General features: G+C 69.0%; 6 protein-coding genes. 4 read left to right on the top strand and 2 right to left on the bottom strand.

Annotated features, from left to right (window positions below; all coding sequences use genetic code 11):
* Nucleotides 1–335: 335 nt before the first annotated feature.
* The 3 genes from AC099J_RS27050 to AC099J_RS27040 are packed head-to-tail and all read left to right on the top strand — an operon-like array spanning nucleotide 336 to nucleotide 11744.
* Nucleotides 336–5582: an isopeptide-forming domain-containing fimbrial protein gene (locus AC099J_RS27050; RefSeq protein WP_479618404.1), complete on the top strand. Its 5247-nt coding sequence runs from the start codon at nucleotides 336–338 to the stop codon at nucleotides 5580–5582.
* 12 nt (nucleotides 5583–5594) lie between these two features.
* Nucleotides 5595–9317 (top strand): hypothetical protein, encoded by a 3723-nt coding sequence (locus AC099J_RS27045; RefSeq protein ID WP_479618403.1) that lies wholly within the window; start codon nucleotides 5595–5597, stop codon nucleotides 9315–9317.
* Nucleotides 9318–9362: 45 nt separating this feature from the next.
* Nucleotides 9363–11744 (top strand): prealbumin-like fold domain-containing protein, encoded by a 2382-nt coding sequence (locus AC099J_RS27040; RefSeq protein WP_479618402.1) that lies wholly within the window; start codon nucleotides 9363–9365, stop codon nucleotides 11742–11744.
* Nucleotides 11745–11759: 15 nt separating this feature from the next.
* On the opposite strand, the gene AC099J_RS27035 is transcribed toward AC099J_RS27040, so the two are convergent.
* Entirely contained in the window at nucleotides 11760–12722 is a 963-nt protein-coding gene (locus AC099J_RS27035; RefSeq protein WP_479618401.1) for a Bug family tripartite tricarboxylate transporter substrate binding protein, read from the bottom strand.
* A 107-nt stretch (nucleotides 12723–12829) separates the two neighbouring features.
* Complete coding sequence (locus AC099J_RS27030; protein ID WP_479618400.1) at nucleotides 12830–13918, bottom strand: tartrate dehydrogenase; 1089 nt, start codon at nucleotides 13916–13918, stop codon at nucleotides 12830–12832.
* Nucleotides 13919–14249: 331 nt separating this feature from the next.
* On the opposite strand from AC099J_RS27030, the gene AC099J_RS27025 reads away from it, so the two are divergent.
* Nucleotides 14250–15236: an IS110 family RNA-guided transposase gene (locus AC099J_RS27025; protein ID WP_479618399.1), complete on the top strand. Its 987-nt coding sequence runs from the start codon at nucleotides 14250–14252 to the stop codon at nucleotides 15234–15236.
* Nucleotides 15237–15337: the final 101 nt, after the last annotated feature.

Here is a 15337-nt window from a genome sequence, read left to right as displayed (position 1 = left end):
GGGTGTGCTCCCACCGGGGCTCAGCGACCGCCTGTCATGCCGCGCTCACCGCAGGTGCGGCACCTCGATGTCGCTAACGCGCATGAACAGCACGGATCTGGACGTCATCGATCAGCTATACGACTGACATGCCGTTGATGGCAGGGCCCGACCCAGTACGCATCGATGGCCCCTGGCGCACACGAATGTGCACGAAATTCGAGCGAAAGCCACTTTTCACTTGATCGGGATTAGTTACATGTTTAGAGTCCACCCAGGCGGCGAGGCGTCGGTTGACCAACAAGCAGGCTGCCATGTCTGTCAGACAACATCCCGGAGGTACGTCGGACATGACGATGAAAGAGACTGTTGGCTGGTGTTGGGTCCGTGGCTTGCTGCTGTGGGTGTGCCTCCTGACGCTTGCCCCCGCGTTCGCTGCAACCTCTGTCAGCAACACGGCGACCATCACGCCGCCGACCGGCGTGGTCGACCCGACGGGGGGGTGCACCACGGCTCTGCCGCCGACCTGCTCCGGTAACAACACATCCACGGCCGACGTGGCGGTCTGGGCCGCGACGGTGGCCAAGAGCGTCAATCCCATCACCGGCTCGACCGTGGTGGCAGGTCAGACGCTCACCTACACGCTGACGACGACGGTCACCGGCGCCACGACGACCACCCCCATCGTGCTGACGGACACACTGGGGGCCAACCTCACGTTCGGCAGCGTCACCTCGCCCGGGCCGTACACGGTGTCAGGCACCGGCCAGGTGCGCACCTTCACCCTGCCGGTGGGCGCTGCGGTGGGCACGCACGTCGTCACCTACACAGCCAGCGTGAAGGCCGGGGCCACGGGCTCGGTCGACAACGCCGTGACCGGCGCGCCCTGCAGCTTCACCGGCGGGTGCGCCACGGCCAACCCCATCGGCGTGGTGTCCGTGACCAAGACCCTGACCGCAGAAAGCGGCGCGTTGCCGGGCATCGCCGAGCCCGGCGAAACCCTGACCTACACCGTCACGCTGAGCAACCAGACGCTGGCGCCGGTGCCTGGCTATCCGTTGACCGACACGCTGGGCGCCGGCCTCACCTTCCTGTCCACCGACAACGGCGGCGTGAACGTGGGCCAGACGACAACCTGGGCGGCCCTCACGATCCCGGCGTCAGGCACCCTGGTGGTGACCGTGAATGCCCGCGTCAACGCGCCGATCACCACGCCCAGCGTGCGCAACATCGCCAAGCGCACCGGCGAGCCGGATCCGATCTGCCCCGGCATCGGCTGCGTCGTCACGCCCACCGTCAGCACGGTGACCGTGGCCAAGAGCGTGGACCCGGTGGCCGGCTCCACCGTGGTGGCGGGCCAGACGCTAACCTACACGTTGACCGCGACGGTCACCGGGCCGGCGACCACGGCGCCCACGGTGCTGATCGACACGTTGAGCGCCAACCTGACGTTCGACGCGGTGTCCTCCGCCGGGGTCTACACGGCCGGCGGCAGTGGTCAGGTGCGCACCTTCACCTTGCCGGCTGGCACGGTGGCCGGCACTTACGCGGTGCGCTACACGGCCCACGTGAACCCAGGCGCAACGGGCTCCGTCAACAACGCCGTGACCGGTGCCCCCTGCACCTTCACCGGCGGCTGCACGACCGCCAACCCGGTGGGCACGGTGGCGGTCACCAAAGCGCTGATCGCCGAAAGCGGCACGCAGAGCGGCATCGCCGAGCCGGGCGAAACCCTGACCTACACCATCACCTTGGCCAACCAGACGCTGGCACCCGTGTCCGGCTATCCGCTGACCGACACGCTGGGCGCGGGCCTGACCTTCCTGTCCACCGACAACGGCGGCGTGAACGCGGGCCAGACCACGACCTGGGCGGCCCTGACGATTCCGGCCTCGGGCACTCTGGTGGTCACCGTGCGCGCGAGCGTGAACGCGCCGATCACAGCGCCCAGCGTACGCAACATCGCCAAGCGCACCGGTGAGCCCGATCCGGTCTGCCCGGGCATCGGCTGCGTCGTGACGCCGACGGCCAGCGCGGTCACCGTGGTCAAGAGCGTGGACCCGATCGCCGGCTCGACCGTGGTGGCCGGCCAGTCGCTCAGCTACACCCTGACTGCGACCGTCAGCGGCGGCGCGACGACCGCGCCCACGGTGCTGACCGACACGCTGGGTGCCAACCTCACGTTCGGCGCCGTGACATCGGCCGGGGTGTACACGGCTGGTGGCAGCGGCCAGGTGCGCACCTTCAGCCTGCCGGCCGGCATGGTGGCCGGCACCTACGCGGTGACCTACACCGCCAGCGTGAACCTGGGGGCCACGGGCACGGTCGACAACGCCGTGACCGGCGCACCCTGCACGGTGGCCGGTGCCTGCACCACCAGCAACCCTGTCGGCCTGGTGTCCGTGACCAAGGCGCTGACGGGGCAAAGCGGCACGTTGAGCGGCCTGGCCGAGCCCGGCGAGACGCTGACCTACACCATCACCCTGGCCAACCAGACGCTGACACCCGTGCCGGGCTACGCGCTGACCGACACGCTGGGCGCCGGCCTCACCTTCCTCTCGGCTGACAACGGCGGCGTGAACGTGGGCCAGACGACGACCTGGACCGGGCTCACGATCCCCGCCGCCGCCAGCCTGGTGGTGACGGTGAACGCACGCGTCAACACGCCCATCACCACGCCCAGCGTGCGCAACATTGCCAAGCGCACCGGCGAGCCCGATCCGATCTGCCCCGGCATCAGCTGCGTGGTGACGCCGACGGCCCCCACGGTGACCATCGTGTCCAAGACCGCCGACCCCGCCACCGGCTCGACGGTGCTGCCCGGCCAGACGATCCGCTACACCATCACCGCCCTCGTCACGGGCGGGCCGACCACGACCCCGACCGTGCTGACCGACACGCTGAGCGAGAACATGAGCTTCGGCTCGGTGCTCGCCGCCGGACCGTTCACGGTGGAGGGCAGTGGCGCCGTGCACCGCTTCACCCTGCCGGCAGGCACGGCGGTGGGCACCTTCACCGTGCGCTACACGGCCACCGTGAACGGCGGGGCGATGGGTGCGGTGAACAACGCCGTGACCGGGGCCGACTGCGCCACCCCCGGGGCCTGCAGCACCATCCACCCGCTTGGCGCCGTCTCGCTGACCAAGGCGCTGACGGCCGAGAGCGGCACGCGGGCCGGCCTGGCCGAGCCTGGCGAAACGCTGACCTACACGATCCTTCTGGGCAACCAGAGCGCCCAGCCGCTGACCGGTTACGCGTTGACGGACACGATGCGGCCGGGCCTCACCTACGTCTCGTCCAGCCCGGCCGGCGTCAACAACGGCCTGGTCACGAACTGGACCGGCCTGCAGGTCCCCGCAGGGGGCAGCCTGCCGATCACCGTGGTCGTGCGCGTCAACGTGCCGGTGGTCACCGCCACCGTGCGCAACATCGCCAAGCCGACCGGTGCGCCCGACCCGGCGTGCCCCAGCGCGAACTGCGTGCAGACGCCGACCGCTGCAATCGTCGCGCCCCAGAAGCAACTGACGGCCGAGAGCGGCGCGATCGCGGGCACCGGTGAGCCCGGCGAGCAGCTGACCTACACCATCACGTTCAACAACAGCGGCGGTTCGGCATTCAACAACTTCCGCTTCACCGAGAACGTGCCCGCGGGCGCCACGCTCACCGCCGTCACGGGCGCCAGTGGCTTCGGCGGACCACTGGTGGGCCCGGGCGCCGTCAACCTGGTGGTGCCCAGCGTGCCCGCCTCCGGCAGCACGGTCGTGACCGTGACGTTCGCCATGGCCAGCACCCTGCCGGCCGGCATGTCCGAGGTGGCGAACGTGATCAACGGCGGGGACATCGACCCGGCCTGCGCTGCAGCCTGCACGGTCAGTATTCCGGTCGAGAACCCGAACCAGCTCAGCATCATCAAGACCGTGGCCGTGCGCGAGGCGCGCATCGGCGACCTGGTGCGCTACACGCTGACGCTGACCAACCTGGGCGGCACCGACGTGGTGAACGCGCGCATCGTCGACACGCCGCCCATGGGCTTCACCGCGGTCGCCGGCTCGGTGGCCGTGCTCGACGGTGACGGCGCGTTCACGGTCAGCCCTGGCGCCTACCCGCTGCAGGTGGACGGCATCGACGTGGCCGCCGGCCGGCAGGCCGTCGTCAGCTACCTGCTGCGCGTGGGTGCCGGCGTGCGCCAGGGCCTGCACGTCAACCAGGCGGTGACGCGCAACAGCCTGGGGCGCGCGATCTCCAACACCGCAACGGCGCAGGTCAACATCGTCGCCGACCCGCTGGTCGACGAGTCGCTGATCCTGGGCACCGTGTTCGACGACCGCGACGGTGACGGCTGGCAAGACCCGGCCGCGCTGAGCGACGTGCGCGTGCAGGGCGGCTTCGCACCGGGGGCTTACGTGTCGGGCTCCACCACGGTGGACCGGGGCCAGGGGCCGCAGCCGCAGCCAGATGCCAGCGCGCCCATGCTGCGTGGTTTGTCTCTGGGCGCCATCGCCGGCCGGCAGTCGCAGGCCGAGCCCGAGACGCGGCACCAGGTCGTCATCCGCCAGCGCCTGCGCGAGCCCGCCTTCACCGATGACTTCGTGCTGCGCAACGCGCAGGGCGTCACCGTGCGCATGAATGCGGCCGGCCAGACGACGGTCGAGAAGAGCGGCGACGCAGCCAAGGGCTTGAACGGCGCCATGCCCACCGTGGAGCGCCGCGTGGCGCCGGCGGACGGTGGCTACACGGTCGACTATGTGATCCGCAACACCGGCATCGAGGAGCGCGGCATCCCCGGCGTGCGCGTCGCCTCCGTGGAGGGCCTGCTGATCGAGACCGACCAGTTCGGCCGTTACCACCTGATCGGCGTCTCCGGCGGTGACATGCACCGGGGGCGCAACTTCATCCTGAAGGTCGACCCCTCCACGCTGCCGGCCGGCGCGGTGTTCACCACGGCCAACCCGCTGGTGCGGCGCATCACGCCCGGCCTGCCGGTGCGCTTTGACTTCGGCAGCCGGCTGCCGATCGCCACGCTGCAAGGCCGCGAGTCGGTCGATATCGAGCTGGGCGAGTTCCTGTTCGCACCCGGCAGCCGTGCGCTGCGCCCCGAGCACGGGCCGGTGGTCGAGAAGATGGCGGCCAAGGTCAACGCCTACGGTGGCGGTGAACTCGTGATCCGGGCCAACGGCGAAACCCAGGCGCTCGCGCTCGGCCGGCTGGAGGCGGTGCAGGCGGCGCTGCAGCCGCTGCTGTCGCCAGCGGCTGCCGGCGCCACGCGGATCACCTCGCGCACCGAGGTCCAGCAGCTGGGCAGCACCGTGGTGGGCGTGCAGGCCGGCCAGATCCTCTTGGGCACCGTGCTGTTCGACACCGACAAGGCGGTGATCCGGCCCGAGTTCAAGGGGCTCATCGCGCAGGTGGCCGAGCGATTGCGCTCGCGCGGCGGCGGCGTGGTCGGCATCGTCGGCCATGCCGACCAGCGGGCGTCCGATGCCTACAACCTGGATCTGGGTCTGCGGCGGGCGCAGGCGGTGTTCGAAGCCATCGTGGCCGAACTGCCAGCCGCTCTGCGCACACAGGTGCGCGTTGAGACCGTGCGCACCGAGAGGCCGTAACGGGAACCCATCATGCAAATGAAACTTCTCGATTACGCATTGCTCACCCTGTTCTCCAGCGCCTGCTCGTGGGCGGGGGCGCAGACCCCCGCCGGCCCGGCGCCCGGCCCGACCCAGCCGGCTCAGAAGGCAGCTGAGTGCGGCGAGACCGGCTGCCGCAACGAAGAGGGCCTGCTGTTTCGCCTGCAGACCCGCGGCGAGCGCGCGCCGGCCACCACCGGCACCACCGACCAGGCCGGCGACCAGGCGCTGCAGCCCGACCGCCGCGTGACCGTCGAGCTGGCCGAGCCCGGCGTGGCGGCGCAACCCGCGCCCACCCGGCCCGGCATGGCGGTCGCGTCGGGCAAGTTCTCGGTGCAACTGCCCGATGGCGGCGTGGTCTGGGCGACGGAAGACCCGACGCTCGGCATGCCCGAGCTCAGTGTGTCCGGCCCGTCGCTGGTCGCATTCGAGAACGGCGCCATCACCACGCCAGTGCAGTTCTACCTGCGCAGCAACTACCCAGGCTTCATCCGCCGCATCGAGCTTGCGATCTTCCGCGCGACCGACACCGACCTCACCGAACCATTGGCCACGTTGCCCATGCCGGTGGCAGCCGTCAGCCGCACCACCTGGAGCGGCGCCATGACGCCGCGCTTCCCGCTGCGGGCGGGCGACGACCTGATCTACGTGGTGCGTGCCTACGGCGACGATGGCGCCGTCGACGAGACGGCGCCTCGCACGCTGCAACTGGTGCGCGCGGACGAGGCCGAGCGTGGCGCGGCCCTGCTGCGCGACAGCGTGGAACGCGCGCTGGGCACCGCGCTCACGACGCAGCAGGCCCAGGCGCAAAGCCAGCTCGACCGCGTCTTCAGCGGCAACGGCCTGCGCCAGCAGAACATCGCGATCTACGGTTCGCGCATCCGCATCCAGGGCCGCAACCTGCCGGCCGACCACACGCTGTCGATCAACGGCGACGACTACCCGGTCGACCTGGAGCGCAAGTTCGTGGCCGAGTTCCTGGAGCCCATCGGCCCGCACCGCTACGCGCTGGCGCTGCGCGACAAGGACGGCAAGCCCGTGCTGGCGCACGCGCTGGAGATCGACGTCACCGGCAAATACTTCTTCGGCATCGGCATTGCCGACCTCACGGTGTTCCAGAACCGGGCGACGGGGCCGGGCCAGGGCCTGGTGCTCAATGGCCGCAACGATGACCTGCTCACCAACGGGCGCCTGGCCTTCTACGGCAAGGCCAAGATCGACGGCAAGTACCTGATCACCGCGCAGGCCGACACGCAGGAGCGTGACATCCGCGACCTGTTCTCCGGCTTCACCAGAGCCGACCCGCAAGACGTGTTCCGCCGGCTCGACCCGGACCAGTACTACCTGGTCTACGGCGACGATTCCGTCACCTACCGCGACGTCGACACCCAGGGCCGCTTTTACCTGCGCGCCGACTGGGACAAGAACACCGCGCTGTGGGGCAACTACAGCACCGGCTTCACGGGCACGCAGTACGCGCAGTACGTGCGCTCGCTGTACGGCGCAGGCATCAGCTGGCGCGGGGCGCGCACCAACCCCTGGGGCGAGGCGCGCAGCCAGGTGCGTGGCTTCGCGTCCGAGGTGCAGAGCGCGGCCGGCCACAGCGAGTTCATCGGCACCGGCGGCAGCCTGTATTACCTGCGGCACACCGACCTGCTGCCGGGCTCGGACATCGTCACGCTGGAACTGAGCAACCCCACCACCGGCAGCGTGGAGAACCGCGTCACGCTCGTGCGCGGCATCGACTACACGATCAACGAGCTGCAGGGCCGCGTGCTGCTGACCCGGCCGCTGGCCCAGGTCACGAGCGAGAACGTGCCCAGCATCACGCGCGACACGCCGCTGTCAGGCTACGAGCAGCGCCTGCTGGTCGACTACGAATGGGTGCCCAGCGACTTCAGCGCCGGCAACCTGGCGGCCGGCATCCGCGCCAAGCAGTGGCTGGGCGACCACGTGGCTGTCGGCGGCACTCGGGTCGAGGAAAAGCGCGCGGGCGACAACTACAGCCTGACCGGTGTCGACCTGACGCTGCAGGCCGGGCGCGGCACCTTCCTGAAGCTGGAGCACAGCAAGACCGAAGCCACCGGCGTGCCGGTCTTCTATTCCACCAACGGCGGCTTCACGTTCCAGCAGCGCAACGCCTGGATCGGCTGGCGCGAAGGCAGTGCCACGGCGCTGCAGGCGCAGGCCAACCTCAAGGAGCTGGGCTGGACACAACGCAACTGGACGCTGGGCACCTGGTGGCGCGATGTGGATGCGGGCTATTCGGTGGCGCGCCGCGACATCGGTTTGCAAAGCCGCGAATGGGGCGCCCAGGTGCGCGGTCAGGTCAGCGACACCGTGTCGATCTACGCCCTGCACAGCCGCGTGGAGCGCGGCGCCGAATCGCTGGACCAGACCCAGTTCACCGCGCAGTGGCGGCCGACCGACGAGGACACCGTGAGCGCCGAGATCCGCCGCATCACGCAGAACAGCAGCTTCGGCGACATCAACGGCACTTTGGGCGCCGTCAAGTACGCGCGCCGCATCACCACCAACCTGGACGCCTACGGCATCGTGCAGCAGACACTGGACGACGACGGCGGCCGCTACGCCGACAACGACGCCTACACGCTGGGCGCCAGCTACCGCTTCGGCGACCTGTCGCGCGTGGGCATCGAGGGCACGCACGGCGACCGGGGCAATGCGGCCACGGCGAGTGCCGAGTACCGGCTCTCGCCCGAGCACACGCTCTACGGCGCCTACACCGTCACCACCGACAACAGCGCCTACGACTCGGTGTTCAACCCGCGCCAGCAGGGCGGCTGGACGCTGGGCCAGCGCTGGCGCCTGACCGAAAAATCCAACCTGTTCAACGAGTCCCAATACCTGAAAGACCCGAACGCCGGCAACGGCCTGGCCAACACCTTCGGCATGGACTTCTATCCGGCCCTGGGCTGGAACGCCGGCTTCACGCTGCAGCAGGGCGAGCTCGACGGGCCGAACGGCCAGGTGCAGCGCCGTGCCGTCAGCCTGAGCGCGGGCCGCACGGCCCCAAGCACCACCTGGGCCAGCAAGCTCGAATGGCGGCGCGACAGCGGTGCCGAGCAGCGCACGCAGTGGGTGTCGACCAACCGCGTGCAGCACAAGCTGAACGAGAGCTGGCGTGTGTCGGCCAAGTTCAACTACGCCAACACCAAGGACAAGCTCAACGCGGCTGCCGGCGCCAAATACACCGAAGGCGGGCTGGGTTTCGCCTGGCGCCCGTTCGGTGAGACGCGCTATGCCTTGCTGGGCCGCTACACCTACCTCTACGACCTGGCCACGCTGGGCCAGGTGGGCGGCGCGCAGTACGACCAGCGCTCGCAGGTCGTCTCGCTCGAAGGAGTCTACAAGCACGACCTGAACTGGGAGTTCGCAGCCAAGGCCGCGCGCCGCGAGGGCGAGGCCCGCTTCGGTCGCGGCACCGGCCCCTGGTTCGACTCGGCCACCACCTACCTGGGTGGCCAGGTGCGCTACGAGCTGCCCGAGAAGTGGCACGCACTGGCCGAGTACCGCACGCTGTTCGTGAAGGACGGTGGCACGCGCCAGGGCTGGCTGGTCGGCGTGGACCGCGACATCGGCAAGAACCTGCGCGTGGGCATCGGCTACAACTTCACCGACTTCAGCGACGACCTGACCCGGTTCGGCTACACGTACCGGGGGTTCTTTCTCAACATCGTGGGCTCGTACTGAGGTACCGCCGCTCGCCAAGTCCGTCGCACTACGCCCACCATCGCCATGAACTCAACTTCACGATCCGATGCCCTCTGGCCCGTGGGTGTGCCCGTGCTCAGGCAACGGGCGTCGGCCTGCCTGCCGAAGCTGGGGGGGCCGGCGCGGTGGCGCAGCGCCTTCGCCGGCCTTTGCGTGTCGGCGCTGGCCGTGTGCGCCGCGCCGGCCCACGCACAGTTCAAGGTCTCGCAAACCTTCGCGAGCAGTGCCGCGCCGGGCTGGACGATCACGGGTACCAACAATCCTGGCCCCAATGACAGCGGCGTCCTGACGGGCAACCGCGGGGCGATTCCCAACAACGTCAACGATGCCAATGGCAGCGGCTGGCTGCGCCTGACCACCAATGAAAACGACCAGGCCGGCACGGCGCGGTACACCGGCGGCAGCTTCCCGTCGACGCAGGGGGTGGTGGTCGAGTTCGAATACGTGACGTGGGGCGGGACGGGTGCCGACGGCCTGAGCTTTTTCCTCTACGACGCAGCCACCACCATGGCCGGTGCTGCAGCGGGCGCGTCGTTGGGCTATTGCGCCGGGGTGGGGGGCTATCTGGGCATCGGCCTGGACGAGTTTGGCAACTTCTCGAGCGATGGCGCGACCGGTCGTTGTCCCAACAACGACGGGCCGGGGCAGCAGCCGGATTCCGTGGTGGTCCGTGGCCCCCAGACTGCCAACAACCCGTACATCAGTGGCGCCAGCGTCGGGGCGGGGATCGACGCGCCCAGTGCCACGGCACGGCCGACGGCCAACAGGGTGCGGTACTTTCTGGTGCCCAACGGCCTGGGCGGATTTCGGGTCACGGTGGGCCTGGGTCTGGCGGGCGCTGCGCCGGCCAACATCCTGAACGCGCTGAATTTCCCGTACGTCGCGCCGGCCCAGTTGCGCATCGGCATCGCCGGTTCCACGGGCGGCTCGACCAACATCCATGAAGTTCGCAATGTCTCCGTCTCGGTGCCGGCCGACATCGCGGTCACCAAGACGGTTGCGCCCAGCACTGTGCAGCGCGGACAGCAGGCCACCTACACCCTGGTCGTCAGCAACAACGACATCAATCCCATCGATGCCGGCAACCAGGCGCCCACCATCGATGGGGTGAACGCCCCCGACATCGTGGACACCTTGCCGGCGCAGCTGACCGGTGTGACCTGGACTTGCGCCGCGAGCGTGGGATCGACCTGCCCCGCCGCGAGCGGGACGGGCAACCTCGCGATCACCGGCGGCTACACGATGGCGCCGGGCGGCACGCTCAGCTTCACCATCACGGGCACCGTGGCAGCGGGCGCCACCTGCGGCGCGACGGTCGGCAACACCGCCACGGCCGATTTCTCGGCCACCGACGGCTTCGGGGACATCAACACCACCAACAACAGCGCCAGCGCGAACTTCACCGTTGTTTGCCGGTCTCTGGCCCTGACCAAGGTGACCAATGGCGGGACCGGCGCCTTCACCTTCACCGGCACCAACGGATGGAGCAGCCAGTCGATCACGACGACAAGTGCGGGTGTGGGCGTGGCCGGTGCGGCCCAGGTGCTCACGGCCTCCGGCGTCGCCACCACCCTCACGGAAGTGCTGCCAGCCGGCTGGAATCTGACCAGCGTCACCTGCACGGGCATGGGCGCCGGTGGAGCGGTTGTGGTGAGTGGCAACAGCTTCACCCTGAATGCGGCCGCCGTCACGGACACCAGCGACATCGCCTGCACGGTCGTGAACACGGGCGTGGCGGCGCTTCGCCTGCAAAAGGTGTTGCCGGGCGGCCGGTTGGTGCCCTCGGACCAGTTCACGCTCAGCATTGCGGGGGTGGGGGGGGCGGTGGCCGTGACGACCACCGGCAGCACCAATGCGCCGGTGGAAGTCGCCACTCTCGGCAACGCAACCGCCGGCAGCACCTACACACTGGCCGAAGCCGGGGCAGTCGGCGCCAACGTGGCCGACTACACCAGCACCTACAGCTGCAGCAACGCCCTTTCAGGCGGCCAGACCCCCACGGGCGCTGGGGTCAGCTTCAGTCTGACGCCGGCCATCGGCGACGACCTCACCTGCACGTTCTCGAATGCGGCCGTCCCACGGGCCGACCTCACCGTCGTGAAGTCGGGCAGTGCCGCCAACGTTCGCGCCGGGGCCGTGGTGAGCTACACGCTGACGGGCACCAACGGCGGGCCCAGCGCAGCCAATGGGGCTGTCATCCGTGATGTGCCGGGCGCCGGACTGGACTGCACCACGCCAGGCCCAACCGCCAGCTGCAGCGCCAGCGGTGGCGCGGCCTGCCCGGGCGCCACCGTGCCCGTGGCCAATCTGCAGGGCCCCGTGGGCGTGACCATTCCGGTCCTGCCAGTCGGCGGCAGCGTCGTCATCACGCTGCAGTGCCTGGTGACCGCCACAGGGCAGCCCTGAACTGGTTGGTGAACCTCAGTCGATCGTCACCTTCGCATCCTTGACCAGCCGGGCGTAGTTGGCCGTGTCGGCCTTGATCTGCTCGGCCATCTGCGCGGGGGTGTCGCCCACGGGCTCGGCGCCGATTTCTTCCATGCGCTTCTTGAAGTCGGCCGACGCGATGATCTTGACCATCTCGGCATTCAGCTTGGCGACGACGTCCTTGGGCGTGCCGGCCGGCGCCAGGATGCCGAACCAGGTGCCCTGGTCGAAGCCGGGCAGGCCAGCCTCGGCCAACGTGGGCACGTCCGGCAGCGTGCTGGAGCGCTTGGCCGTGGTCACGGCCAGCGCGCGCAGCTTGCCGCCTTTGATGTGCTGCACCATCGGCGTCAGCGTGTCGAACGACAGGTCGATCTGGCCGCCCAGCAGGTCGGTGGTCAGCGGCGCGCTGCCCTTGTAGGGCACGTGCACCATCTCGACGCCAGCCATGGTGGAGAACTGCGTGCCGATCAGGTGCTGCACCGTGCCGTTGCCATTCGAGCCATAGGCCAGCTTGCCGGGCGCGGCCTTGGCCAGCGCGATCAGGCCCTTCACGTCGGTGGCCGACGATTTGCTGTTGACCGTGACCACGTTGGGCACCAGCGCCACGGTGGTGATGGGCGCGAAGCTCTTCTCGAAATCGTAGGGCAGCTTCTTGTAGACGCTGGTCGCAATCGTGTGGTGCACCGCGCCCATCAGCAGCGTGTAGCCGTCGGCCTTGGCCTTGGCCACGTAGTCCGCGCCAATGGTGGCGCCGGCGCCGGGCCGGCTTTCGACGACGACGGGTTGGCCCAGGGCCTGGGACAGCGGGGTGCTCAGCGAGCGCGCCAGCGCGTCCGAACTGCCACCGGCCGGGAACGGCACGATCAGCGTGATGGGCTTGGTCGGAAAGGCCTGTGCCGAGGCCAGGGTGCAGCCCAGGGCCAGGGTCAGCGTGGTGATCAGGTTGCGTCGGTTCATGCGTGTCTTCGGAAAAGAGAGAAAAAGGGGGCACCCCTGGAGCGCTTTGCGGCTGCCTGGTGGGGCGAAGCGGGGAAGTCGGCAGAGGCGGGCCAGGCCCGCCGGGCTCAAGCGGCCTTGCGCTGCTGGCTGGCGCCGACCAGGGCACAGACCGCGCGCGTCACGTCGGCCGTGGTGGCCGTGCCGCCCAGGTCACGCGTGTGCAGCGTCTTGTCGGCGGTGACCTGCTCAATGGCCGCCATCACCTGCTGGGCTGCGTCGAACTCGCCCAGGTGCTCCAGCAGCATCACGACCGACCAGAAGGTGCCGACCGGATTGGCCAGGCCCTTGCCCATGATGTCGAAGGCAGAGCCGTGGATGGGCTCGAACATGCTGGGGTAGCGGCGCTCGGGGTCGATGTTGCCGGTCGGCGCGATGCCCAGGCTGCCGGCCAGCGCGGCGGCCAGGTCGGAGAGGATGTCGGCGTGCAGGTTGGTCGCAACGATGGTGTCCAGCGTGGCGGGCTTGTTGATCATGCGGGCGGTCGATGCATCGACCAGTTCCTTGTCCCAGGTGACATCCGGGAACTCTTTGCTGATCTGCAGCGCGATCTCGTCCCACATCACCATGGCGTGGCGCTGGGCGTTGCTCTTGGTGATGACGGTCAGCAGCTTGCGGGGCCGCGACTGGGCCAGCTTGAAGGCGAACCGCATGATGCGCTCGACACCGGCGCGGGTCATGATGGAGACGTCGGTCGCGGCCTCGATCGGGTGGCCCTGGTGCACGCGGCCGCCCACGCCGGAATACTCGCCCTCGGAGTTCTCACGCACGATGACCCAGTTCAGATCATCGGGGCCGCAGCGCTTGAGCGGGCCGTCGATGCCGGGCAGGATGCGCGTGGGCCGCACGTTGGCGTACTGGTCGAAGCCCTGGCAGATCTTCAGGCGCAGGCCCCACAGCGTGATGTGGTCGGGAATGTGCGGGTCGCCGGCCGAGCCGAAGAGGATCGCGTCCTTGTCCCTGAGCGCGTCGAGTCCGTTGGCCGGCATCATCTCGCCGTGGGCGCGGAACCAGTCGCCGCCCCAGCCGAAGTCTTCGAAGTCGAATGCAAAGCGGGTGCTGGCCGAGGCCAGGGCCTGCAGCACTTCGCGGCCTGCGGGCACGACTTCCTTGCCGATGCCGTCACCGGGGATGGTGGCGATCTTGTACGTCTTCATGGGGTGTCTCCTTTTATCTTCGGTTTCAGTGGTTTGAAAGGAAATGAACGTGGTGGTAGAAGGCTGTGGGCATGTGGTCGAAGGTGGCCGCGGTGGGCAACTCGCAAGAGTTGTCCACGGCGGTCACCGGTGCGCGCCAGCGCATCGTCCACATGTCCACAGCCTGACCCCCGCGTGGTCGGTTAGGCAGGGGCGTGCAACCCGTTGTCTCCAGGGGTTGGCCGGTTCGCCGGCAAGCCCGCACACCAGCATTTGGTGCACGCCCCCTGCCGCTTGGGATCAGCCCGAACAGTTGTAGGAACACTTCACTTCGCATGTAAAAGGAGGGGCGATGACGAGCCAGCCGAACCGACCGAACGAGACCGCGCTGACCATCGGCGTGGATGTGGCCAAGGCCTCGCTGGAGGTGGCCTTCAGCGATGGCGCCGCAGCGCTTGCGCCATCCAACGACGCGGCCGGCCACGCCGCGTTGCTGGCGCACCTGGCCACCCTGCGCGAGCAGGGCCGCACGGTCGCTTTGATCGTGCTGGAGGCCACCGGTGGACTGGAGATGGATGTGGCCTGCGCGCTGCAGCTGGCCGGCCATCCGGTGGTGATCGTCAACCCGCGCCAGTCGCGCGACTTCGCCCGCTCCATGGGCCGCCTGGCCAAGACGGACCGGCTCGATGCCCGTGTGCTGGCGCACATGGGTCAGACGCTGGTGCAGCGCGATGATCTGCACAAGCTCATCAAGCCGCTGCCCGACGAGACCCAACGCCGCCTCCAGGCGCTGCTTACGCGCAGGCGCCAGCTGCAGGCCATGCACATCGCCGAGCAGCAACGCGCCAGCGGGCCGGACCAGCGCATGCTGCGCAGCATGCGCACGATCTTGAAGGCGCTGGAGCGCGAGATCGCCCGCCTGGACAAGGACATTCAGGCGCTCATCGGGGCGCACCACGCGCAGTTGGCCAAGCTGCTGGGCGAGGTCAAGGGCGTCGGTCAGGCCACCATCAGCACCTTGCTGGCGGAGGTGCCCGAGCTGGGAAAGCTGAGTGGGCGCGAGGTCAGCGCCCTCGTGGGACTGGCTCCGATCAACCGTGATTCGGGTGCCATGCGCGGCAAGCGAACCATCTTCGGCGGGCGACCCTACGTGCGCAAGGTGCTGTTCATGGCTGCTTTGGTTGCCACGCGATTCAACCCGGTCATCAAGGCGTTCTACGAGCGATTGCTGGCCGCCGGCAAGCCCAAGAAGCTGGCCATCACCGCTTGTGCCCGCAAGCTGCTGACCATCCTCAATGCCATGGGCCAGCCATTCAATTCGGCGCTTCATTTGGCTTGACTTTCAAGACAGTTGCTGGCGGTGTGGGTTGCGTGATGTGCGGACTGTACGGACGCAGCGCAGCGTTGGATCACGGCTAAAGTGAATCCATCTTTCACTTC

The organism is Rhodoferax sp. RT4P68 (assembly GCF_056521305.1).
This window is presented reverse-complemented; position numbering and strand designations above follow the sequence as displayed.

What these genes read in the sequence shown, in the direction of transcription:
- AC099J_RS27025 (WP_479618399.1), top strand. Translation starts at nt 14,250, where the DNA reads ATGACGAGCCAGCCGAACCGACCGAACGAGACCGCGCTGACCATCGGC.
- AC099J_RS27030 (WP_479618400.1), bottom strand. Translation starts at nt 13,918, where the DNA reads ATGAAGACGTACAAGATCGCCACCATCCCCGGTGACGGCATCGGCAAG.
- AC099J_RS27045 (WP_479618403.1), top strand. Translation starts at nt 5,595, where the DNA reads ATGCAAATGAAACTTCTCGATTACGCATTGCTCACCCTGTTCTCCAGC.
- AC099J_RS27035 (WP_479618401.1), bottom strand. Translation starts at nt 12,722, where the DNA reads ATGAACCGACGCAACCTGATCACCACGCTGACCCTGGCCCTGGGCTGC.
- AC099J_RS27050 (WP_479618404.1), top strand. Translation starts at nt 336, where the DNA reads ATGAAAGAGACTGTTGGCTGGTGTTGGGTCCGTGGCTTGCTGCTGTGG.
- AC099J_RS27040 (WP_479618402.1), top strand. Translation starts at nt 9,363, where the DNA reads ATGAACTCAACTTCACGATCCGATGCCCTCTGGCCCGTGGGTGTGCCC.